Source organism: Streptococcus sp. 477 (assembly GCF_013277295.1).
In the GTDB taxonomy this organism is placed as follows: Bacteria; Bacillota; Bacilli; order Lactobacillales; family Streptococcaceae; genus Streptococcus; species Streptococcus pseudopneumoniae.
In genome coordinates this window covers 1-24327 of sequence record NZ_VMMQ01000020.1, presented here as the reverse complement: position 1 = coordinate 24327, position 24327 = coordinate 1, and the positions used below count along the sequence as shown (strand labels likewise).

18 protein-coding genes and 1 pseudogene are annotated in these 24327 nt (G+C 40.7%); 18 read left to right on the top strand and 1 reads right to left on the bottom strand.

Translation table 11 applies throughout. The features are described from left to right. Window positions 1–154: 154 nt before the first annotated feature. On the top strand, window positions 155–3409 hold the full coding sequence (locus tag HT691_RS03665; protein WP_172925255.1) for a DEAD/DEAH box helicase family protein: 3255 nt from the start codon (window positions 155–157) through the stop codon (window positions 3407–3409). 349 nt (window positions 3410–3758) lie between these two features. On the opposite strand, the gene HT691_RS03660 is transcribed toward HT691_RS03665, so the two are convergent. Beyond that, window positions 3759–4727, bottom strand: a complete 969-nt coding sequence (locus tag HT691_RS03660) for an L-lactate dehydrogenase (RefSeq protein WP_000204723.1) — start codon at window positions 4725–4727, stop codon at window positions 3759–3761. Between the two features lie 193 nt (window positions 4728–4920). Here HT691_RS03660 and gyrA point away from each other — a divergent pair, with 193 nt between their 5' ends. The 17 genes and pseudogenes from gyrA to HT691_RS03575 all read left to right on the top strand — a co-directional run. Further along, the gene (gene gyrA / locus HT691_RS03655; protein WP_001153001.1) at window positions 4921–7389 is read left to right on the top strand and encodes a DNA gyrase subunit A; all 2469 of its coding nucleotides are present in this window, start codon (window positions 4921–4923) and stop codon (window positions 7387–7389) included. Beyond that, a complete protein-coding gene (gene srtA, locus HT691_RS03650; RefSeq protein WP_000018518.1) occupies window positions 7389–8132 on the top strand; it encodes a sortase SrtA in 744 nt (247 codons plus the stop codon). Before gyrA ends, srtA begins: the two co-directional genes overlap by 1 nt. 159 nt (window positions 8133–8291) lie before the next feature. Further along, a pseudogene (locus HT691_RS03645) lies at window positions 8292–8573 on the top strand (PLP-dependent transferase); the annotation flags it as partial. Window positions 8574–8668: 95 nt separating this feature from the next. Beyond that, window positions 8669–9943, top strand: a complete 1275-nt coding sequence (locus HT691_RS03640) for a DUF2130 domain-containing protein (RefSeq protein ID WP_138704433.1) — start codon at window positions 8669–8671, stop codon at window positions 9941–9943. A gap of 9 nt (window positions 9944–9952) precedes the next feature. Then, on the top strand, window positions 9953–10831 hold the full coding sequence (truB, locus tag HT691_RS03635; RefSeq protein ID WP_100127782.1) for a tRNA pseudouridine(55) synthase TruB: 879 nt from the start codon (window positions 9953–9955) through the stop codon (window positions 10829–10831). 366 nt (window positions 10832–11197) lie between these two features. Continuing rightward, on the top strand, window positions 11198–11500 hold the full coding sequence (locus HT691_RS03630; RefSeq protein WP_000983427.1) for a bacteriocin immunity protein: 303 nt from the start codon (window positions 11198–11200) through the stop codon (window positions 11498–11500). A 107-nt stretch (window positions 11501–11607) separates the two neighbouring features. Beyond that, window positions 11608–12246: a uridine kinase gene (gene udk, locus HT691_RS03625; RefSeq protein WP_001181364.1), complete on the top strand. Its 639-nt coding sequence runs from the start codon at window positions 11608–11610 to the stop codon at window positions 12244–12246. Window positions 12247–12373: 127 nt separating this feature from the next. Beyond that, a complete protein-coding gene (xseA, locus tag HT691_RS03620; protein WP_023933773.1) occupies window positions 12374–13714 on the top strand; it encodes an exodeoxyribonuclease VII large subunit in 1341 nt (446 codons plus the stop codon). Continuing rightward, complete coding sequence (locus tag HT691_RS03615) at window positions 13692–13904, top strand: exodeoxyribonuclease VII small subunit (protein ID WP_000043226.1); 213 nt, start codon at window positions 13692–13694, stop codon at window positions 13902–13904. The genes xseA and HT691_RS03615 overlap by 23 nt, the downstream gene beginning before the upstream one ends. Next, window positions 13901–14776 carry a polyprenyl synthetase family protein gene (locus HT691_RS03610; RefSeq protein WP_023933776.1) on the top strand — a complete coding sequence of 292 codons (876 nt, stop codon included), beginning with the start codon at window positions 13901–13903 and terminating at the stop codon, window positions 14774–14776. Before HT691_RS03615 ends, HT691_RS03610 begins: the two co-directional genes overlap by 4 nt. Continuing rightward, window positions 14769–15584, top strand: coding sequence for a TlyA family RNA methyltransferase (locus HT691_RS03605; protein ID WP_023933778.1), 816 nt, complete (start codon window positions 14769–14771; stop codon window positions 15582–15584). The genes HT691_RS03610 and HT691_RS03605 overlap by 8 nt, the downstream gene beginning before the upstream one ends. After that, a complete protein-coding gene (locus tag HT691_RS03600) occupies window positions 15577–16008 on the top strand; it encodes an arginine repressor (protein ID WP_001034403.1) in 432 nt (143 codons plus the stop codon). The genes HT691_RS03605 and HT691_RS03600 overlap by 8 nt, the downstream gene beginning before the upstream one ends. Window positions 16009–16014: 6 nt before the next feature. Further along, on the top strand, window positions 16015–17682 hold the full coding sequence (gene recN, locus HT691_RS03595) for a DNA repair protein RecN (RefSeq protein WP_023933782.1): 1668 nt from the start codon (window positions 16015–16017) through the stop codon (window positions 17680–17682). Between the two features lies 1 nt (window position 17683). Beyond that, window positions 17684–18412, top strand: coding sequence for a metallophosphoesterase family protein (locus HT691_RS03590; protein ID WP_023933784.1), 729 nt, complete (start codon window positions 17684–17686; stop codon window positions 18410–18412). Between the two features lie 78 nt (window positions 18413–18490). Beyond that, window positions 18491–20314 (top strand): translation elongation factor 4, encoded by a 1824-nt coding sequence (gene lepA, locus HT691_RS03585; RefSeq protein ID WP_001047210.1) that lies wholly within the window; start codon window positions 18491–18493, stop codon window positions 20312–20314. Between the two features lie 332 nt (window positions 20315–20646). Then, window positions 20647–21558, top strand: a complete 912-nt coding sequence (locus HT691_RS03580; RefSeq protein ID WP_172923341.1) for an Rpn family recombination-promoting nuclease/putative transposase — start codon at window positions 20647–20649, stop codon at window positions 21556–21558. 719 nt (window positions 21559–22277) lie between these two features. Continuing rightward, on the top strand, window positions 22278–24327 hold a 2050-nt coding region (locus HT691_RS03575), incomplete at its 3' end, for a DUF1542 domain-containing protein (RefSeq protein ID WP_172925254.1).

Genomic DNA, 24327 nt, shown 5'->3' with positions numbered 1-24327 from the left:
TTATTTGACAAATAGTGCTCAATGATCTAAAATGACTATATAGGATTAGGTCAGGAAGCATACGATGCCCTGACCCTTTTTGTACTTATGAGATGAGAAAGTCATTTGTTAGATAAATTGACTTGGTTAGCAAACGTTCAAAAAAGGAAAACTTATGCCAGTAGAAATTAAAACCACTAAAGAGATTCATCCTAAAATCTATGCCTACACCACACCGACAGTAACCAGTAATGAAGGCTGGATTAAGATTGGGTATACAGAACGTGATGTCACACAACGTATCAAGGAGCAAACTCATACAGCTCATATAGCTACAGATGTCTTATGGACTGGTGATGCAGCTTATACAGAAGAGCCTGATAAGGGGAAAACTTTCAAGGATCATGATTTCCACCATTTCTTGTCTTTCCATGATGTAGAACGTCGTCCTAAGACGGAATGGTTCTATTTTAATGGAACTCCTGAAAAATCAAAAAATCTTTTTGATAAGTTTGTTCAGCATGATTTGTCTGGTTATCAACCTGGAAAAGGACAGGACTATACTCTGCGACAAGAGCAAGAAGAAGCAGTTGCTAAGACATTAGCTTATTTCCAAGAACATGCTGGAGGCAAGTTTCTCTGGAATGCCAAGCCACGCTTTGGTAAAACCTTGTCTACCTATGACCTAGCTCGACGGATGGAAGCTGTCAATGTCCTAATTGTAACAAACCGCCCTGCCATTGCTAACTCATGGTATGATGATTTTGAAACATTCATAGCAGGTCAGACGACTTACAAGTTTGTTTCTGAATCAGATAGCCTTAAGAGTCGTCCAACTTTGTCACGTAAAGAATTTGTTGGTATTTTAGATGACGATGTAAGACAACTTGCTTTTATCAGTCTCCAAGACTTGAAAGGTTCTGTTTATTTAGGTGGAGAGCACGATAAACTCAAATGGGTGACTGATCTGCATTGGGATTTGTTGGTTATTGACGAGGCTCATGAAGGAGTTGATACCTTCAAGACTGACCAAGCCTTTAATAAGATCCGTCGAAACTTTACCTTACACCTTTCTGGAACTCCATTTAAAGCATTGGCAAAGGGAGAGTTTACCGAGGAGCAAATCTATAACTGGTCTTATGCTGATGAGCAGGCAGCCAAAACTATTTGGTCGCCTGAGCAAGAAGAGGAAAATCCATATGAAACCTTACCTCAGTTAAATCTCTTTACCTATCAAATGTCTCAGATGATTGGTGAAGAGCTAGAGAAAGGCGCTCAACTTGATGGTGAAAATATTGACTATGCTTTTGACTTGAGTGAATTTTTCGCTACAGATGATAAAGGTAAATTTATCCATGAGCAAGATGTCAGAAATTGGTTAGATACTCTATCAAGCAATGAAAAATATCCATTTTCAACCAAAGAACTCCGTAATGAACTCAAGCATACTTTTTGGCTTTTAGAACGTGTCGCTTCGGCCAAAGCATTAAAAGCCCTACTAGAAGAACACCCAATCTATGAAAACTATGAGATCGTTCTAGCTGCTGGTGACGGACGTATGTCCGAAGAAGACGATAAAGTCAAACTCAAATCCTTGGACTTGGTTAGAAAAGCGATAGCAGGTAATGACAAAACCATTACCCTATCCGTCGGTCAATTGACGACAGGTGTCACTATCCCTGAGTGGACAGGTGTATTGATGTTATCGAATTTGAAATCACCTGCACTTTATATGCAGGCCGCCTTCCGTGCTCAAAATCCTTACTCATGGATCGATAACAAAGGAAATCACTTTCGCAAAGAAAGAGCCTATGTATTTGACTTTGCGCCGGAAAGAACCTTGATTCTCTTTGATGAGTTTGCCAACAACTTATCGCTTGCGACTGCAGGAGGCGGCGGGACTTCGACAACTCGTGAAGAAAACATCAGAGAATTACTCAATTTCTTCCCTGTCATAGCTGAAGACCGTGCTGGTAAAATGGTTGAAATTGATGCCAAGGCGGTTCTAACCATTCCTCGCCAGATAAAAGCTAGAGAAGTTCTTAAACGTGGCTTTATGTCCAATCTATTATTTGATAATATCAGCGGTATTTTCCAAGCTAGTCAAACAGTTCTAGATATTTTAAATGAGCTGCCAGTTGAAAAGGAAGGGAAGGTACAAGATAGTTCTGATTTATTAGACTTTTCAGATGTTACAGTCGATGATGAGGGAAATGCAGTAGTAGACCATGAAATTGTAGTTAATCAGCAAATGCGACTTTTTGGTGAAAAAGTTTATGCGCTGGGTGAGTCAGTTACAGAAGTGATGGCCCAGAATGAGGAAAAATCTCATAGGAAGTTGGCTTCTGAGTTGAGTCAAACAGTTTCTCCAGTGATTGTAGAAGATTTAAAAGCTGAATACAACTTTAAAACTCGGGAAACAGACCAAATCAAGAAACAAATTACAGCAACATTTGAGAATGAAATTCGAAAAAATGATATCGAAAGAAAAATTTCTGAAGCTCATATCAGAGAAGAATTGCAGCAACAAATTAAAGAAGCAGTTGATAAGGAGCAAAAGGATAAGATTCAAGAAGATTTTGATAAACGTTTAGAAGAAAATAATCTCATTCACAAAGAAAAACTAGAGCAAACACTCAAAAAAGAAGTAGAGAAAATGCCTGAGAGATTTATCGAACAGGTTGAGAGAAAACGTGTTGAGCAGTTGAAACAATCAGCTCAAGATGAGATTCGTGACCATCTTCGTGGATTTGCACGAACCATCCCAAGTTTTATTATGTCTTATGGCAATCAATCTCTAACACTTGATAATTTTGATACCTTTGTTCCTGAGCAAGTCTTCTTTGAGGTGACTGGTATTACGATTGATCAATTTCGTTATTTGAGAGATGGAGGACAAGATTTTGCAGGACATCTCTTTGATAAAGCAACATTTGACGAAGCTATTCAAGAATTTCTTCGCAAGAAAAAGGAGTTGGCGGATTATTTTAAAGACCAAAAAGAAGATATTTTTGACTATATTCCACCACAGAAAACCAATCAGATTTTCACTCCTAAACGGGTAGTGAAGAGGATGGTAGATGATCTTGAAAAAGAAAATCCAGGAATATTTGATGATCCATTTAAGACATTTATTGATTTGTACATGAAGTCTGGTCTCTATATTGCTGAACTTGTTAAGCGACTATATAATAGCGAAGGTTTGAAAGATGCATTTCCAAATTCTGAAGAACGCTTAAAACATATCTTAGAAAACCAAGTTTATGGATTTGCTCCGTCTGAGATTATCTATAACATTTCCACTAATTTTATATTTGGCAATCTTTCTAAAGATATCAGTAGGAAGAATTTTGTTTTAGCAGATACCATTCCAGCGGCTAAAGAAGGGCGCATTCAAAAGTTGGTTGATTCCTATTTTGAAAATAATTAAAAAGAAGGCTGAGTCAAAATTCTTTGAAATCAGAAAAAACGCATAAGATAAGGTATTGACAATCCTTGGTATTATGCGTTTTATTGTGGGAAGATGTATAATGGATTGAAATAAGATATGAACAAATCGAGTAGGAAAGGAAAATTGATTTATAGAAATGTTTTAGTAGTAGATGCGTACCGTTATAGATTCAATGCACTATAAAATCTGAAGAAAGCAATTTTTAACCAGATCTTAGAAGCAGTTGTGTACTACTCTAACTTCAATAGACTATATCATACAGCTAAAAAAAACAACTCCCTGATGATTCAAGGAGTTGTCTATAGTTAAATTAATTTTTAGAAGCTTCTTAGAATTCTGGATTTTTCCATGCTTCGTCAATAATAGCTTGCAATTCTTTAGCAGATGCTTGCATTTTTTGAGTTTCTGCATCGTTCAATGGAATGTTTACTGGACGAACGATACCGTGTGCTCCAACGATAGCTGGTTGACCGATAAAGACGTTCTCAATTCCGTATTGACCTTCTTGGAATACGGAAAGTGGAAGTACTGCGTTTTCATCGTCAAGGATTGCTTTAGTGATACGAGCGAGGGCTACAGCGATACCGTAGTATGTAGCACCTTTCTTGTTAATGATTGAGTATGCAGCGTCGCGAACAGAAATGAAGAGTTCTACAAGGTCAGCTTCATTCAAGTCACGGTTAGCTTGCAACCATTGTTCCAATTTTACACCGGCAACGTTAGCATGTGACCAAACGGCAAACTCAGAGTCACCGTGTTCACCCATGATATAGGCGTGAACTGAACGAGCGTCAACACCGATTTTTTCAGCAAGGGCTTGACGGAAACGAGCTGAGTCAAGTGAAGTACCTGAACCGATAACGCGTTCTTTAGGGAAACCAGAGAATTTCCAAGTTGAGTAAGTCAAAACGTCAACTGGGTTAGCAGCAACAAGGAAGATACCTTTGAAACCTGATTCAACAACTTGAGTTACGATTGATTTGTTGATAGCAAGGTTTTTACCTACAAGGTCAAGACGAGTTTCACCTGGTTTTTGAGGCGCACCTGCAGTGATCACAACAAGGTCAGCGTCTGCACAGTCAGAGTATTGAGCTGCATAGATTTTTTTAGGTGAAGTGAAGGCAAGGGCGTGACTAAGGTCAAGCGCATCACCAACAGCTTTTTCATGCAATTGTGGAATTTCGATAATTCCAAGCTCTTGTGCAATTCCTTGGTTAACAAGTGCAAAAGCGTAAGATGAACCTACAGCACCATCACCGACAAGGATAACTTTTTTGTGTTGTTTAGTTGAAGTCATTGTTCTAAACATCTCCTTAATTTTATTAGGGGATTTTCCCTAGACAACTTCATTCTATCACTTTTAAAAAACTTTGTCACGAATATGCCGTATAGTTCTCTATGTAAACGTTTTAGTGGTTTAGAGGCTGAAATAGATGGGAATTTATGGTATAATGTTGTTACTTACTAATTGTGAAATGAGGCATTTATTAATGCAGGATAAAAATTTAGTGAATGTCAATCTGACAAAGGAGATGAAGGCTAGCTTTATCGACTACGCCATGAGTGTTATCGTAGCGCGAGCTCTTCCTGATGTTCGAGATGGCTTAAAACCTGTTCACCGTCGCATTCTCTACGGAATGAATGAATTGGGTGTTACTCCAGACAAACCCCATAAAAAATCTGCTCGTATTACAGGGGATGTCATGGGTAAATACCACCCACACGGGGATTCCTCTATCTATGAAGCCATGGTCCGTATGGCTCAATGGTGGAGTTACCGTTACATGCTTGTAGATGGTCATGGGAATTTTGGTTCCATGGATGGAGATAGTGCTGCCGCTCAACGTTATACCGAGGCACGTATGAGCAAGATTGCTCTGGAAATGCTTCGTGATATCAACAAAAATACAGTTGATTTCGTTGATAACTATGATGCCAACGAACGGGAACCCTTGGTCTTGCCAGCGCGTTTTCCAAACCTTTTGGTTAATGGAGCAACTGGTATCGCGGTTGGGATGGCAACCAATATTCCACCTCATAATCTAGGTGAAACCATTGATGCAGTGAAGTTGGTCATGGATAATCCTGAAGTGACTACCAAGGAATTGATGGAAGTCTTGCCTGGTCCAGATTTTCCAACAGGTGCCCTTGTCATGGGGAAATCAGGTATCCACAAGGCTTATGAAACAGGTAAAGGTTCGATTGTCCTACGTTCTCGTACCGAAATCGAAGAAACTAAGACTGGCCGTGAGCGCATTGTTGTAACAGAATTTCCTTATATGGTCAACAAAACCAAGGTGCATGAGCATATTGTTCGCTTGGTTCAGGAAAAACGCATTGAGGGGATTACAGCAGTACGTGATGAGTCAAACCGTGAGGGTGTTCGATTTGTTATTGAAGTCAAGCGTGATGCGTCAGCCAATGTTATCCTCAATAATCTTTTCAAGATGACCCAGATGCAAACCAACTTTGGTTTCAATATGCTGGCTATCCAAAATGGTATACCGAAAATTTTGTCTCTTCGTCAGATTTTGGATGCTTATATCGAGCACCAAAAAGAAGTAGTTGTTCGTCGTACACGTTTTGATAAGGAAAAAGCGGAAGCGCGCGCTCATATCTTAGAAGGTCTCTTGATTGCGCTAGACCATATCGACGAAGTGATTCGTATCATTCGTGCTAGTGAAACGGATGCGGAAGCACAAGCTGAGTTGATGAGTAAGTTTAAGCTTTCTGAACGTCAAAGTCAGGCCATCCTAGACATGCGTCTTCGTCGTTTGACAGGTTTGGAACGCGATAAGATTCAATCTGAGTATGATGACCTCTTGGCTCTGATTGCGGACTTAGCGGATATTCTTGCTAAGCCTGAACGTGTTTCTCAAATCATCAAAGACGAATTGGATGAAGTTAAACGTAAATTTTCCGATAAACGCCGTACAGAGTTGATGGTTGGACAGGTCTTGAGTCTCGAGGATGAGGACTTGATTGAAGAATCGGATGTCTTAATTACCCTTTCTAACAAAGGATACATTAAACGTCTGGACCAAGCTGAATTTACTGCTCAAAAACGTGGAGGTCGTGGTGTCCAAGGAACAGGAGTGAAAGATGATGACTTTGTTCGTGAGTTAGTGTCAACTAGCACCCATGATCATCTGCTCTTCTTCACAAATAAAGGACGAGTTTATCGTTTGAAAGGTTATGAAATTCCTGAGTATGGTCGGACTGCCAAAGGGCTACCAGTAGTCAATCTCTTGAAATTGGATGAAGACGAAAATATTCAGACGGTTATCAATGTTGAGTCTGATCGCAGTGATGATGCTTATCTCTTCTTTACAACCCGTCACGGTATTGTGAAGAGAACCAGTGTTAAGGAATTTGCCAATATTCGTCAAAATGGTCTCAAAGCGCTGAATTTAAAGGATGAAGATGAGTTAATCAATGTCTTGTTGGCGGAAGGAGATATGGATATTATCATTGGTACCAAGTTTGGTTATGCAGTTCGCTTTAATCAATCAGCCGTTCGTGGTATGAGTCGTATCGCCACTGGTGTGAAAGGTGTTAACCTTCGTGAAGGAGACACAGTTGTTGGTGCCAGCTTGATTACTGATCAAGATGAGGTTCTTATTATCACAGAAAAAGGATATGGTAAGCGTACAGTCGCTACTGAATACCCAACAAAAGGTCGTGGTGGTAAGGGAATGCAGACAGCTAAAATTACCGAAAAAAATGGCTTGCTGGCCGGTCTTATGACTGTTCAAGGGGATGAGGATTTGATGATTATCACTGATACAGGTGTCATGATTCGAACCAATCTTGCCAATATTTCACAAACAGGACGTGCAACTATGGGAGTTAAAGTAATGCGCCTGGATCAAGATGCTCAGATAGTGACTTTCACAACGGTTGCGGTGGCAGAAAAAGAAGAGGTTGGGACAGAAAATGAAACAGAAGGTGAAGAATAATGTCTCATAAAAATAATAAAAAGAAAAACAAGCGAAAAAATCTGCTGACAAATATCCTAGCAGGATTTCTGATATTACTGTCACTGGCTTTGATTTTTAATGCGCAAATTCGAAATATTTTCATAGTCTGGAATACCAATAAGTATCAAGTTAGCCAGGTATCAAAAGAAAAATTAGAAGAAAATCAGGATACAGAAGGCAATTTTGACTTTGATTCTGTCAAAGCTATCTCTTCGGAAGCTGTTCTAACTTCTCAATGGGATGCTCAAAAATTACCAGTTATTGGGGGAATTGCAATTCCTGAATTGGAAATGAATTTGCCGATTTTTAAAGGACTTGATAATGTTAATCTCTTCTACGGAGCTGGTACAATGAAACGCGAGCAAGTAATGGGGGAAGGAAATTATAGTCTAGCTAGTCACCATATCTTTGGTGTTGATAATGCTAATAAAATGTTATTTTCTCCTTTAGATAATGCTAAAAATGGCATGAAGATTTATCTAACCGATAAAAATAAAGTTTATACTTATGAAATACGTGAAGTCAAACGTGTGACACCGGATCGTGTTGATGAGGTTGATGATAGAGAAGGGGTCAATGAAATCACATTAGTAACCTGTGAAGACCTTGCTGCTACAGAACGTATTATTGTCAAAGGTGATTTGAAAGAAACAAAAGATTATTCACAAACATCTGATGAAATCCTAACAGCTTTCAATCAACCATATAAACAATTTTATTAATACAAATCAGTGAAATTCAGAATTTCACTGATTTTTTTAAGATTTTCATAAAAATATAGTAAAATGAAATAAGAATAGGACGAATCGATCAGGACAGTCAAATCGATTTCTAACAATGTTTTAGAAGTATATGTGTACTATTCTAGTTTCAATCTACTATACTTGCCAAAAGGTTTCGGCTCCATCTTTACCTTCCATGTCAAAGGTGGGGAGGCAGAAGGCCGCAAGGTCATTGATCATTTAGAAATCTTTTCTGATCTTGCAAACGTGGCAGATGCTAAATCGCTTGTTGTCCATCCAGCAACAACCACTCATGGTCAATTGTCAGAAAAAGACCTAGAAGCGGCAGGTGTCACACCAAACCAAATTCGTTTGTCAATCGGACTTGAAAATGTAGATGATTTGATTGAAGACTTGCGCTTGGCCTTGGAGAAAATTTAAAGTAAAAGAAGATAAACAGTGGGTTTCGACTCGCTGTTTTTGATTTTCCTTCAGGCATGATATAATGGATAAAGAAGTCTAGAAAGAGGAACGATATGAACGAAATCAAATGTCCCAACTGTGGGGAAGTCTTTACAGTAAATGAAAGCCAGTATGCTGAACTTTTGTCCCAAGTGAGAACGGCAGAGTTTGATAAGGAACTACACGATAGGATGAGGCAAGAACTGGCCTTGGCTGAGCAAAAGGCTATGAATGAGCAACAGACTAAACTGGCTCAGAAGGATCAAGAAATTGCGCAATTACAGAGTCAGATCCAAAACTTTGATACAGAAAAAGAATTGGCCAAGAAAGAAGTTGAAGAGACAAGCCATCAGGCCCTCTTGGCTAAGGACAAGGAAGTACAGGCTTTGGAGAACCAATTGGCCACTTTGCGTTTAGAGCATGAAAATCAACTGCAAAAGACCCTTTCTGACCTAGAAAAAGAACATGTTCAGGTCAAAAATCAGCTCCTCTTGCAAGAAAAGGAAAATGAGTTGTCTTTGGCTTCTGTTAAGCAAAACTATGAAGCCCAGCTTAAAGCAGCTAGTGAACAAGTCGAGTTTTATAAGAATTTTAAGGCTCAACAATCTACAAAAGCCATTGGGGAAAGCCTAGAACAGTATGCAGAGAGTGAGTTTAACAAGGTCCGTAGTTTCGCCTTTCCAAATGCCTACTTTGAGAAGGATAACAAAGTCTCTGCGCGTGGGTCTAAGGGAGACTTCATCTTCCGTGAGTGTGATGAAAATGAGGTAGAGATTATCTCCATTATGTTTGAGATGAAGAATGAAGCTGACGGAACAGAGAAAAAGCATAAGAATGCAGATTTTTACAAGGAATTGGACAAGGACCGTCGGGAGAAGAACTGTGAATATGCCGTTTTAGTGACCATGCTTGAGGCCGATAACGACTACTTTAACACAGGGATTGTTGACGTCAGTCACGAGTATGAAAAGATGTATGTGGTTCGTCCTCAATTCTTTATTCAGTTGATTGGGCTCTTACGTAATGCGGCTCTTAATTCTTTAAAATACAAGCAGGAGTTAGCGCTTGTTCGCGAGCAAAATATCGACATTACACATTTTGAGGAAGACTTGGATGCCTTTAAGCTAGCTTTTGCTAAGAACTATAATTCAGCTTCGACCAACTTTGGAAAAGCTATTGATGAAATCGACAAGGCCATCAAACGCATGGAAGAGGTTAAGAAATTCCTGACTACATCTGAAAACCAACTCCGTTTAGCTAACAACAAATTGGAAGATGTCTCTGTTAAAAAATTGACCCGGAAAAATCCAACCATGAAAGCGAAATTTGAAGCATTGAAGGGGGAGTAGAAAGCAAAAATGAACGGTATTATCAACTTAAAAAAAGAAGCAGGAATGACCTCGCATGATGCGGTTTTTAAACTGCGTAAGATTTTGGGCACCAAGAAAATTGGTCATGGTGGGACCTTGGATCCAGATGTAGTGGGTGTTTTGCCCATTGCGGTTGGCAAGGCGACCCGCATGGTCGAGTTTATGCAGGACGAGGGCAAGGTCTATGAGGGGGAAATCACTCTGGGCTATTCAACGACGACCGAGGATGCTAGTGGGGAAGTTGTCGCAGAGACGCCTGTTTTGTCACCTTTAGATGAAACCATTGTTGATGAAGCGATTGCGAGCTTGACTGGACCTATTAGTCAGATTCCGCCTATGTACTCGGCAGTTAAGGTTAATGGTCGCAAGCTCTATGAGTATGCGCGTGCTGGTCAGGAAGTGGAGCGTCCAGAACGTCAGGTGACCATTTATCAATTTGATCGAACAAGTCCGATTTCTTATGATGATTACCTTGCACGCTTTACTTTTCGTGTAAAATGCAGTAAAGGGACTTACATCCGTACTTTGTCAGTTGATTTGGGTGAAAAGCTTGGTTATGCGGCTCATATGTCACACCTGACACGGACTAGTGCTGCTGGCTTACAATTAGAAGACGCACTGACCTTGGAGGAAATTGCTGAAAAAGTAGAGGCTGGGCAATTAGATTTTCTCCATCCTTTAGAGATTGGGACAGGTGATCTTGTCAAAGTTTTCCTAAGTCCAGAAGAAGCTACAGAAGTTCGCTTTGGTCGTTTTATTGAGCTAGACCAAACGGACAAAGAACTGGCTGCCTTTGAAGATGATAAATTGTTAGCCATTCTAGAAAAACGGGGCAATCTCTATAAGCCAAGGAAGGTTTTTAGCTAGATCCTTTAGGAATAAAAATCGGGTGATAGATAACAATTGCTTGATAAAACCCCATACTAATAGTAGAATGGGGTTGGGAATTATAATATTCCAATTGTTGCGAGTTGTAGATACTCAAATAATCTATATAGAAATTTAGAGGTGTGAAATGAAGCAACTTAAAATTCTTTCAGATAAATATTTAGAGTCCATTACAGGTTCTGGTGGGAACTTAGGCCCAGGAATATATTGTGTAGACGTTAAAGGTCGAGCAAAATGCAGTATCAATCATGGAGAGTTTTGGGGGTACACGGGAAGTGTAATAGTCAATGGCTGGATTAATTATGGTCCATGGGCACCTAGACCAGGATTTGGTGTGATAATTCCATGATGCAAAATGAGTTTCGAGAAAGGGTGGAGCAACTTCTTCAACAAAAAGAAATAAATGAAAATAGTGAGTTGAGTCACCTGTTTCGTCTTGCTATACAAAATTTAGACAGAAATGAAAAATACCAATCGGTCATGGCCAATTTGAGTCAAGGGTTGTCGCTTTACCTCATGACGCATCATTACCAGGCACCTAAGTCTGTCATTGATTTTGGTTTATGGATTGCCAAAGCTCCTAGCCAGGAAAGAGGGAGACTGGCTTTCTTGCAGATGCTTGCTCAAACCCTACAGGGCTTTCGTTAAAACTATCGAACATCAGAGGGAAGACTCTGGTGTTTTTTGCTGATGAGACTATAAATTTTGTAAAAAATGTGATAGAATAGACGACGGATAAAATAACGGAGGATAGCATGCAAAATAGACCAATCATTATTGGAGTGACAGGTGGTTCTGGTGGTGGTAAAACCAGTGTTTCAAGAGCCATTTTATCGCATTTTCTTGATGAAAAGATTTCCATGATTGAGCATGATTCATACTACAAGGATCAGTCTCATTTGACCTTTGAAGAGCGTATCAAAACCAACTATGACCATCCATTTGCCTTTGATACAGACTTGATGATTGAGCAGATGAAGGAATTGTTGGCAGGGCGTCCGGTGGACATTCCGACTTATGACTATACTGAACATACACGGAGCAGCAAGACCTATCGTCAGGAGCCTCAGGATGTCTTTATCGTTGAGGGGATTTTGGTCTTGGAGGACAAGCGTCTGCGCGATTTGATGGATATCAAGATTTTTGTGGATACGGATGACGATGTGCGTATTATTCGTCGTATCAAGCGCGATATGGAAGAACGTGGCCGTAGCCTTGATAGCGTTATTGACCAGTATCTAGGTGTGGTTAAACCCATGTACCATCAGTTTATCGAGCCGACTAAGCGTTATGCTGATATCGTCATTCCTGAGGGAGTCAGCAATACAGTAGCTATCGACCTGTTGACGACCAAGATTGCAAAGATTTTGGAAGAAGCTCGAAATAGTAAATAAACAGAATTGGAGGCCTTGCCTCCTTTTTCTATTTTTCCCTCATAATGGTACATAAATGGAGATTTTTAGGCATATTTTTGGTATAATAATACCCATGAAAGAGCAAGAAAATGAATAGTAGGTGGAGATGGAAAAGTATTTATCGGTAACAACTTTGACCAAGTATCTGAAAATGAAATTCGATAAAGACCCATACTTGGAGCGGGTCTATTTAACTGGTCAAGTTTCCAACTTTCGTAAACGACCTACTCACCAATATTTCTCCCTAAAAGATGACCATGCAGTTATTCAAGCGACCATCTGGTCTGGGGTTTATCAGAAATTAGGCTTCGACCTGGAAGAAGGAATGAAAATCAATGTGATTGGGCGTGTGCAGGTCTATGAACCAAGTGGTAGCTACTCCATCATCATTGAAAAGGCTGAGCCTGATGGGGTTGGGGCGCTTGCGATTCAGTTTGAACAACTCAAGAAAAAATTGACAGAAGAAGGCCTGTTTCAAGAACGCTTCAAGCAAGCTCTGCCCCAATTTTCTAAGAGAATTGGTGTGGTAACCAGTCGCAGTGGAGCCGTGATTCGAGATATTATCACGACCGTCAGTAGGCGATTTCCAGGTGTCGATATTCTACTTTATCCGACTAAGGTGCAAGGTGAAGGCTCTGCGGAGGAAATTGCTAGAAATATTGCGCGTGCTAATCAAGGGGACGATTTGGATTTACTCATTATTGGTCGTGGAGGTGGTTCTATTGAGGATCTCTGGGCCTTTAACGAAGAAATTGTGGTACGAGCTATTTTTGAATCTCGTTTGCCAGTTATCTCTAGTGTGGGGCATGAGACGGATGTGACCTTGGCAGATTTTGTGGCAGATCGACGCGCTGCAACGCCAACAGCGGCGGCTGAACTAGCAACACCTGTGACCAAGTTGGATCTATTAGCTCATTTGCAAAATCAGGAAAAACGGATGGCAACGGCAGTCCGAAATGTCCTATCTAAGAAACAAGAAGCTTTGAAAAAATGCAGTCAGTCTGTTATCTTTAGACAACCAGAACGTTTGTATGATGGCTATATGCAACGCTTGGATCAACTGCAATTGCGTTTGAAACAAAGTTTGCGAACACGGATTTCTGATAACAAGCAATTAGTCCAAGCAAGGACGCATCAACTGGTTCAATTATCACCTGTTACCAAAATCCAACGCTATCAAGACCGTCTAGGCCAGTTGGATAAGCTCCTCCGTAGTCAAATGACGCTGGTTTATGATGCCAGGGTTGCTGAAGTCAAGAGACTTTCAGAAGCCTTGTTGATGTTGGATGCCAGTCGCATCGTGGCGCGTGGTTATGCTATTGTCAAAAAAGAAGAGTCCGTTGTAGATTCGGTTGAGAGTTTGAAGAAAAAAGACCAAGTAACGCTTTTGATGCGAGATGGTCAAGTAGAATTAGAGGTTAAAGATGTCAAAACAAAAGAAATTTGAGGAAAATCTAGCAGAACTGGAGACCATTGTCCAAAGTTTGGAAAATGGTGAAATTGCTCTGGAAGATGCGATTGCTGCCTTTCAAAAGGGCATGGTCTTGTCAAAAGAACTCCAAGCGACGCTGGACAAGGCTGAAAAGACCTTGGTCAAGGTCATGCAAGAAGACGGAACAGAAAGTGATTTTGAATGAAGAAGCAAGAAAAATTAGCTCTTGTCGAGTCAGCCTTGGAAGACTTTTATGGAGGCCAGCAGTTTGCCTCTAGTTTGCGAGAGTCTGTTCTCTATTCCATTCATGCTGGTGGCAAGCGTATTCGACCTTTTCTCTTGTTGGAAGTTCTGGAAGCCTTGCAGGTGGCTATTAAACCAGCTCACGCGCAGGTGGCCGCGGCCTTGGAAATGATTCATACAGGGAGTTTGATTCACGATGACCTTCCTGCTATGGATGATGATGATTACCGTCGGGGACGCTTGACCAATCATAAGAAATTTGGTGAAGCTATGGCCATTTTGGCAGGAGACGCTTTGTTCCTAGATCCTTACGCCTTGATAGCGCAGGCAGATTTGCCAAGTCAGATTAAGGTAGACTTGATTGCCAACTTATCCCTTGCTTCAGGAAGTCTGGGTATGGTAGCAGGCCAGGTTTTGGATATGGAAGGCGAACACCAGCACTTGTCTTTGGAAGAACTCCAGACCATTCATGCTAATAAGACTGGAAAACTGCTAGCCTATCCCTTCCAAGCAGCTGCTATCCTAGCAGAATTGTCACCTGAAATGCAGGCAAAGCTGAAAACTGTGGGTGAATTGATTGGACTTGCTTTTCAGGTCAGAGATGATGTACTGGATGTGACTGCCAGTTTTGAGGAGATCGGCAAGACACCTCAAAAGGACCTGCAGGCTGAAAAATCAACCTATCCTGCCTTGTTGGGCTTGGAAGAGTCCATTGCCTTTTGTAACCAAACCCTGGATCAAGCTAATGCCAAATTAGAAGAAATTGCCCAGCAGGTTCCCTTTGAAACAGAATCGATTGTAAGTGTAGTAGAAAGTTTGAGAATCAATGGCTAAGGAAAGAGTGGATGTACTAGCTTATAAACAGGGCTTGTTTGAAACGCGAGAACAGGCCAAGCGCGGTGTCATGGCTGGTCTAGTCCTAGCAGTCCTGAATGGAGAACGGTTTGACAAACCAGGAGAAAAAATCCCAGATGACACCGAGCTAAAACTCAAGGGTGAAAAACTCAAGTATGTTAGCCGTGGTGGCTTGAAATTAGAAAAGGCCTTGCAGGTCTTTGATTTGACAGTAGAAGGGGCAACAACGATTGATATTGGAGCCTCTACTGGAGGTTTTACCGACGTCATGTTGCAAAATGGTGCTGAGTTAGTCTTTGCAGTTGATGTTGGTACCAATCAGTTGGCTTGGAAACTACGCCAAGACCCACGAGTTGTCAGCATGGAGCAGTTCAATTTCCGCTATGCTGAAAAAACTGATTTCGAGCAGGAACCGAGCTTTGCCAGTATTGATGTGAGTTTCATTTCCCTTAGTCTGATTCTTCCGGCCTTGCACCGAGTCTTGACAGATCAAGGTCAGGTCGTGGCTCTGGTTAAGCCTCAGTTTGAGGCAGGTCGTGAGCAGATTGGGAAAAATGGAATCATTCGTGATGCCAAGGTCCATCAACATGTCCTTGAATCTGTCACAGCTATGGCAGTAGAGGAAGGCTTTTCAGTCCTTGGTTTGGACTTTTCTCCCATCCAAGGTGGACATGGAAATATTGAATTTTTAGCGTATTTGAAAAAAGAAGAGTCAGCAAGCAATCAGGTTCTTGCTGAGATTGAAGAAATAGTAGAAAGGGCGCATAGTCAATTTAAAAATGAATAAAAAAGAGAGACTTGAAAAAATTAGACGATTTGTGACAGATTATCAAATCGGTACACAAGAAGAAATTGTAGAACATTTGAAAGAGGCAGGCATCACTGCCACTCAGGCGACAGTATCACGTGATATCAAAGAGCTAGGCATTGTCAAAATTCCTTTGAGAGACAACACCTATGTCTATGAATTGCCAAAATCAATCGTAAAAAGTTTGCAACTAGCTGAATATAATATCGAATCGGCTCAATTGATGGACAAGATGATCAATCTCCAAGTTATTCCAGGAAATACAGCTTTTGTAAAAGCTCAGTTAATTGAGACTTTTGCGGATAAGATTTTCAGCTGTTTGGCTGATGATAGTTCGATTTTAGTCATGGCCAGAAGTGAAAGTCTAGCTGAGGAAATCTTTGAACAAGTAAAAAAATGGTAGGTCTATATGTTACTTGAAATTTCGATAAAAAACTTTGCCATTATTGAGGCTATTTCCCTCCATTTTGAAAAGGGGATGACAGTCCTGACTGGTGAAACAGGCGCAGGGAAGTCGATTATCATTGATGCCATGAATATGATGTTGGGAGCTCGTGCGACGACAGATGTTATTCGTCATGGTGCACCAAAGGCAGAGATTGAGGGGCTTTTCTCAGTTGAGAATAGTCGTCTTTTACAGGAAATTTTTGATGAGCAAGGTTTAGAATTAGGTGATGAAATTATCATCCGTCGGGAAATCTTGCAAAATGGTCGGAGTATTAGTCGTGTCAATGGCCAGATGGTTAATCTGTCTGTTTTGCGTGCTATTGGGCAACATCTTGTGGATATACATGGTCAGCATGATCAAGAAGAGTTAATGCGTCCCCAACTGCATATCCAGATGCTGGATGAATTTGGTGATACAGCCTTTTGGGACTTAAAAGAAACCTATCAAACGAGTTTTGATGCCTACCGTAAAATGCGTAAGCAGGTTCTGGAAGTCAAGAAAAACCAACAAGAACATAAGGCACGTATCGAAATGTTGGAATTTCAAATGGCAGAGATTGAGGCAGCAAACTTGCAGGCTGGAGAAGATTTGGCTTTCAATCAAGAGCGTGATAAACTTCTCAATCATAAAAATATTGCGGATACACTGACCAATGCCTACAGTATGTTGGACAATGAAAACTTTTCAAGTCTGGCCAATGTTCGTTCAGCCATGAATGACATGGAAAGTGTCGAAGAGTATGACCCTGAATACCGTGAAATTTCAAGCTCACTGTCTGAGACCTACTATGTCTTAGAAGACATTAGCAAACGTTTGGAAGCTATTATTGAGGACCTTGATTTTGACGGCAATCGTCTCATGCAGGTTGAGAATCGTTTGGATCTCCTTCATACTATTACTCGTAAGTATGGTGGGACTGTAGACGATGTCTTGCTTTATTTTGCCAAGATCACGGAAGAATACAATCTCTTGACAGGCAATAATCTTTCGTCTGAGGACATGGAAGCAGAGCTCAAGAAGTTGGAAGTCAATCTTGTCGACTTGGCAGGTCAGCTTGCCTCTGCTCGTCATGACTTGGCTCAGCAGCTCGAAGCAGAGATTAAACAAGAACTGCAAGACCTTTATATGGAAAAAGCCCAGTTTCAGGTTCGTTTTAGCAAGGGCAAATTCAGCCGTGAGGGCAATGAAATGGTTGAGTTTTATATCTCAACCAACCCTGGAGAAGACTTTAAACCCTTGGTCAAGGTTGCGTCTGGTGGGGAATTATCCCGTCTCATGCTAGCCATTAAGTCTGCCTTTTCACGTAAAGAAGGTAAGACTAGCATAGTCTTTGATGAGGTGGACACAGGAGTTTCAGGTCGTGTAGCTCAAGCTATTGCACAGAAGATTCACAAGATTGGCCAACATGGGCAGGTTCTAGCTATTTCCCATTTGCCACAAGTAATTGCGATTGCGGATTATCAATTTTTTATTGAGAAGATCAGCAATGACCATTCAACAGTTTCGACTGTTCGTCTTTTGACGGTTGAAGAGCGAGTGGAGGAAGTTGCTAAGATGTTGGCAGGTGATGATGTGACCGAAGCAGCCCTGACGCAAGCCAGAGAATTGTTGAGAAACAGAGAGAAATAAGATGACTGACTATTATGTAATTGGAGATGTTCACGGAAAAGCTGGGATGCTGGAAGACCTTCTCAAAACCTGGGATGGTCAGACCCAGTTGCTCTTTCTAGGCGATTTGATTGACCGTGGTGAAGATAGTTGCCGTGTCCTTGAAATGGTCAAGGATTTAGTGGACAATCAAGGGGCTATCTGTTTATCAGGAAATCATGAGTATATGTTTTTGACATGGCTAGATGACCCAGAAGAAAGTTATGACCATTATCGCCGTAATGGTGGTGATACAACTATTAACTCTATCCTAGGTCGTCCCTTGGATGCACCAGTTGACGGGATTGAGGATGCCAAGCGGGTTGCTACTGAAGCGGCAGACTTGGTCGAATTCATTCGTCAAATGCCATTTGTAGTAGAGACAGACAAGTATATCTTTGTACATGCTGGTATTGATTTGACCTTGGATGACTGGCATGAAACCACAGATTACAAGAAAGTATGGCTTAGAAAACCATTCCACGAAGCCGAAAATCATACTGGAAAAACCATTGTCTTCGGTCATACACCGGTCTATGGTTTGTTACAGCAAGAGCGTGGTACAGCTGAGCTTTGGATGACAGAAAATGGTAAGATTGGGATGGACGGAGGAGCTGTTTATGGTGGTGTCCTTCACGGGATTGTCTTTACAGATCAAGGGATGACAGAACATCACTTTATTGAGAATGACGGCTTTGTCGCTGAAGATTAGTACTCCTAGCAGGGGATGGTCTTGTCAAAATGTCAAAAACAATTTATAATAAATAGATACCCTGAAAGGAAGAGAATCATGAACTTAGAAGAATTGAAAAAACGACAGGAGAAGATCCGTAACTTCTCTATTATCGCCCATATTGACCACGGAAAATCAACTCTAGCAGACCGCATTTTGGAAAAAACTGAGACAGTCTCCAGTCGTGAAATGCAAGCTCAACTTTTGGATAGTATGGATTTAGAGCGGGAACGTGGGATTACCATTAAGTTGAATGCCATAGAGCTCAATTACACTGCAAAAGATGGGGAAACTTATATTTTTCACTTGATTGACACACCAGGACACGTAGACTTCACCTATGAAGTTTCACGTTCGCTCGCTGCCTGTGAGGGGGCGATTTTGGTGGTTGATGCTGCCCAAGGGATTGAGGCTCAAACTCTTGCCAACGTTTATCTGGCCTTGGACAATGATTTGGAAATCATGCCTGTTATTAACAAAATTGACCTGCCTGCTGCAGACCCTGAGCGCGTGCGTACGGAGATTGAAGATGTCATTGGTTTGGATGCCAGTGAAGCAGTCTTAGCATCTGCCAAGGCTGGTATTGGGATTGAAGAAATTCTTGAGCAAATCGTAGAAAAAGTGCCAGCACCAACGGGTGATGTGACGGCACCACTAAAAGCCTTGATTTTCGACTCTGTTTACGATGCTTACCGTGGAGTTATTCTTCAAGTGCGTGTCATGGATGGGGTGGTCAAACCTGGCGATAAGATTCAGCTCATGAGCAATGGCAAGACCTTTGATGTGACCGAAGTCGGTATCTTTACACCCAAAGCAGTTGGTCGTGATTTTCTTGCGACTGGTGATGTTGGTTATATTGCGGCTTCTATCAAGACGGTTCAGGATACTCGTGTGGGGGATACCGTTACCTTGGCAACCAATCCTGCAACAGAGCCATTACATGGCTACAAGCAGATGAATCCTATGGTCTTTGCGGGTCTCTATCCTATCGAGTCAAACAAGTACAATGACCTGCGTGAAGCCCTTGAAAAATTGCAACTGAATGATGCTAGTCTTCAGTTTGAACCAGAAACATCTCAGGCACTTGGATTTGGTTTCCGTTGTGGATTTCTTGGACTTCTCCATATGGATGTTATCCAGGAACGTTTGGAACGTGAGTTCAACATCGACCTCATCATGACAGCTCCATCTGTTATCTATAAGGTTAATTTGACCGACGGTGAGTCTATGGATGTGTCCAACCCGTCTGAATTCCCAGATCCAACTAAAATTGCGACCATTGAGGAGCCATATGTTAAGGCGCAAATCATGGTACCACAGGAGTTCGTCGGAGCAGTGATGGAATTAGCTCAGCGTAAGCGTGGGGACTTTGTGACGATGGACTATATTGATGATAACCGTGTCAATGTTATCTATCAAATTCCACTGGCTGAAATTGTCTTTGACTTCTTTGATAAGCTTAAGTCTTCGACTCGTGGTTATGCAAGTTTTGACTACGAATTGTCAGAATATCGCCCATCTAAGCTAGTGAAAATGGATATCCTTCTCAACGGAGACAAGGTGGATGCCCTCAGCTTTATCGTTCACAAGGACTTTGCCTACGAACGTGGGAAACTCATCGTTGATAAACTCAAGAAAATCATCCCTCGCCAACAATTTGAAGTTCCAATCCAAGCGGCTATTGGACACAAGATTGTCGCTCGTACTGATATCAAGGCTCTTCGTAAAAACGTACTTGCTAAATGTTATGGTGGTGACGTTTCTCGTAAACGCAAACTCCTTGAAAAACAAAAAGCTGGTAAGAAACGTATGAAAGCTATCGGATCAGTAGAAGTTCCACAAGAAGCCTTTCTTAGCGTCTTGAGTATGGATGAAGAATAAGTTATCAGAATTGTTTTTCTTGTTAATAGGAATTTATATAAGAATCAATCGTAAAGCAGGCTTAGATGGTCTGCTTTTTTATAAACTATCAAGAAATCGGAGAAAATAATGGTATAGTAGATTGAAACTAGAATAGTACACCTCTACTTTTAAAACATTGTTAGAAATAGATTTGACTGTCCTGATAGATTTGCCCTGTTCTTATTTCATTTCACTATAAAATTTTAAATTTGTGACCATATCTTGACTGTATTTTCCTCTCTTTTTCGAATAAATAAATAGAATAATCAAATCTAGATTAAAAAATGTGCTATAATGAAAGGAGAAGCAATATGACTGTACGTCATCCGGGCATTAGCCCGACCAATGATTTGGTTGCTAAGAAGATTTTTAGCAATCCGGAAATCACTTGTCAATTTATTCGCGATATGCTGGACTTGCCAGCAAAAAATGTGACCATTTTGGAGGGAAGCAATATTCACGTCTTGCCTTCCCTACCCTACTCGGCACAGGATTTCTATACCAGTATAGATGTTTTAGCTGAACTAGATAATGGTACTCAAGTAATCATTGAGATTCAAGTCCATCATCAGAATTTTTTCATCAATCGCCTGTGGGCTTACCTTTGCAGTCAGGTCAATCAAAATCTTGAAAAAATTCGTCAACGAGAAGGTGATACTCATCAGAGTTATAAACACATCTCACCAGTATACGCTATCGCAATTGTGGATAGTAACTACTTCTCAGATGACTTGGCTTTTCATAGTTTTAGCATGCGAGAGGACACGACAGGTGAGGTCTTAACCATCACAAATAACGGTCAGGAAAACCATCTGGTTAAGATGGCTTTCTTGGAACTAAAAAAATACAGAGAAACCAGCAAAGACAAGGTTCGTAAACCATGGTTAGAGTTTTTCGGGAATAAACCCTTTACCCAGCAGCCCGAGCGAGCCATCAGCCAAGCAGATCAACTGCTGGACTACAAGAGTTGGTCCGAGGAGGATAAGAAAATGTTTAGTGAACAACGCAGGCGAGAAGAACAAGCCATGTTAGCACAGGACTATGCTTTGGAACAAGCTGAAGAAAAAGGGTTGGAGAGAGGTCGTGCAGAGGGGCTTGAACAGGGATTAAAAGTAGGTTTAGTAAATCTAGTCCGCCAAGGTCTTCTGACTTCTGAGGTTGCTAGCCAGCAGTTGGGCATAACCGTCGCTGAGTTTGAGGAGCTATTGAAAAAATACAAATAAGCCCTAAAAAAATACAGAGAAACCAGCAAAGACGAGGGTTGCAAGCCGTGGTTGGAGTTTTTTGTAACTCTCTATCTCCTAGATAGGGTTCGATAAAATACAGTGATTTCGGAGTTAGCTAGTTAGGTCATTTGTAAATCAAGTAAGCCTAAGAGAAGTAGTGATCTTAGAAAAACTGGAGCTGGCTAGCTAATAATCTAATCTATAAGAATCCCTAAGCAAGGGGTTAGAATCTATAAACTGGCATATGATTTAGTTTTATCCATAAATGATAAAAAAGAGAGTATGGCGTGGCTACTACAGAAGAGCGGCTTTTTAATTATACAATGCTAGGATTTGTTTTTATCAATTAGCTTTTGATGTGCTTAACATCAGGGGGAAACACTTCGAAACAAACCGTAACTAAAATGTTATCAAATTGTAATAAAACCTTGATTTGTATATGTTTCTCAAGACAGAATCGTCAGGAAGCTTGATAGAATAGCTTTGTACAGCCTATCCATATATATGGATAGGCTGTCTTTTTCTTGATACTAAGTGAGATAAAGAAGTCAAATGATTATCTTTTTAAAGTAATTTAAGGTATAATAGTTTAGTCATATCAGGTTGAATGATTGAGTGCATTTTTGATCCACAAGGCAAACCTTTGCATTGTGTTACAGTTATGGACTCAGTAATTACACTTGAAAAAATTTAAACTAAAAAGGGGAACATCTAATATGTTTTATAGTGAGAAGGACGATAGAGAAAAACGCTTGCGGTTTTCGATTCGGAAGGTTAGTTTTGGAGCGGCCTCGGTAGCCGTGGCGGCGCTGTATCTCTTTATGGGAAGTGGAGCGGTATCTGCTGAGGAAGCACAGGCCGTACAGTCAAATGAGGAGGTGGCAGCTGATAAGGATTCGGAAACAGAGAAAAAATCAGAGGAACAGCAGCCAACCTACGCTGCTCCTGCTGCAAAAGAACAAGGATCTGCAACCAATACTGAAGCAGGGGATGAAGGCAAGCAAGAGAGTCATCCAGGGACCAAAGAGGAAGAAGCAAGCAACAAGCCAAAAGTACGTAAAAGACGTGATGCACCTGCCCCAACAGCGACTCCAACCGATGACGACCCAGATGCAAATCAAGTGTATACAGCTCCAGGAGATGATGCAAGTGTAGACGATTTGGCGACTAAATTAAAAGATTTGCCTGAAACAGTAGAGAATGAGAAAAAACTTGCTAAAATAGACGAGATCGGTAGTAGGACAAATATAGATCAAGGTAAAGTTAGTGAACTGAATGAATTTGGTGGTTGGAAGGCAGTTTCAGCAGAGGGCAAAGAAGGAAAATTTGCTGTTGCAAGAAAGACAGCTGACGGGGTCTTTCCTATTGAAACTGTGAATGTTACGAGAAATCGACAATCGTATACAGCACATGTCGAGGAAAATTCGTTTGATCGTTCTCACGAGTATATACTACTTCTTTCTCAAGTTAGAACATATGCGACTAGAGATGAAGAAACATTTGATAACAGTGAGTTTAAGGATATAGATCAAAATGGAGGGAATGGAGAAGCGCAACAAATTTCTAAAGGGCTAAAAGGCTTTAATGGGATAGAAAAAACTTATAAAGCCTATTCTTCATCTACAGGAACAGGAGTTAATATTTCTTTTAAAACAGGTTTTACAGGAGATATTGATGGTTATAAAGCGGGATATAAAGTTGAGGTAATTGCAAAACTTGAAGACGGGATGATGAAATCTATCTATAGTCAAAGTTTTCGTCCTGATGAATCTATAAATGATACAAATAAGAATGTAGTCTCAGTCAATGCTAATGATAGAAGTACGTTTACTGTCGAAAGATTTCCGAAACCTAATATAGATAAACTTAATCAAATGTTGGCAGAGCACAAAAATAATCAAGGAAACAGAACAGGTACTTTTACTAGTAAAAGTATAGTGTTACCTAAAGGTGCCACAGAATATACTGTAAAAATTAGTGCTTCTGATAATTCAAAATTAGGGATGGGATATCAAGTACCTTGGAAACATTATGCTTTACCAATTGTGGGAACAGGGTTTTCAGTTACTCAGGATACTAGCAAAGTTGCCAAGGATTTATCTCAAAAAGTTCATGATAAATTAATAGCACAAAAAGAAGAAGATACAAAATGGTCTACTCCTGAAACCAAGGCTGCTTATGACGAAAAATTGCAGAAAATTAAGGATAAGATTGATTCTGAAGCTAGTACTACTGATTATAAAACAGTAGTGGAAGAGGCACTAGAAAAACAAAAAAACCTGAATGAAGAAAAGAAAATAAAACATAAAGCAGCTGATGAAATAGCAGAAAAAGCAGCAGAGAAATTAGTTATGATAGATGATGATGACACATTATCAGAAAACGAAAAGGATGCAGCTAAAGAAGAAGTTATAGAAGATGCAAAAAAAGCGGCAAACAATGTTGCAGTAGCTACAGACCAAGGTGGTGTGGAAAACGCTAAAATGGAAGGGATTGCTGAAATAACCAAAGTTAATCCAGTAGGAAAAGACAAGGCTAAAAAAGCTATTCAAGATGAGCTTGATAAGAAAGAAGCTGAGATTGAAGGAAATGACCAGCTTAGCCCAGATGAAAAAGCAGCGGCTAAGGAACAAGCTAAAGCGGCAGCGGACAAAGCTATCCAAGCCATTGACGCAGCAAGCGACCAAGCAGGCGTGGACAAAGCGCAAGCAGACGGAATTGCCGCAATAGCAGCAGTTAAGCCAGTGGCTAAGGACAAAGCTAAGG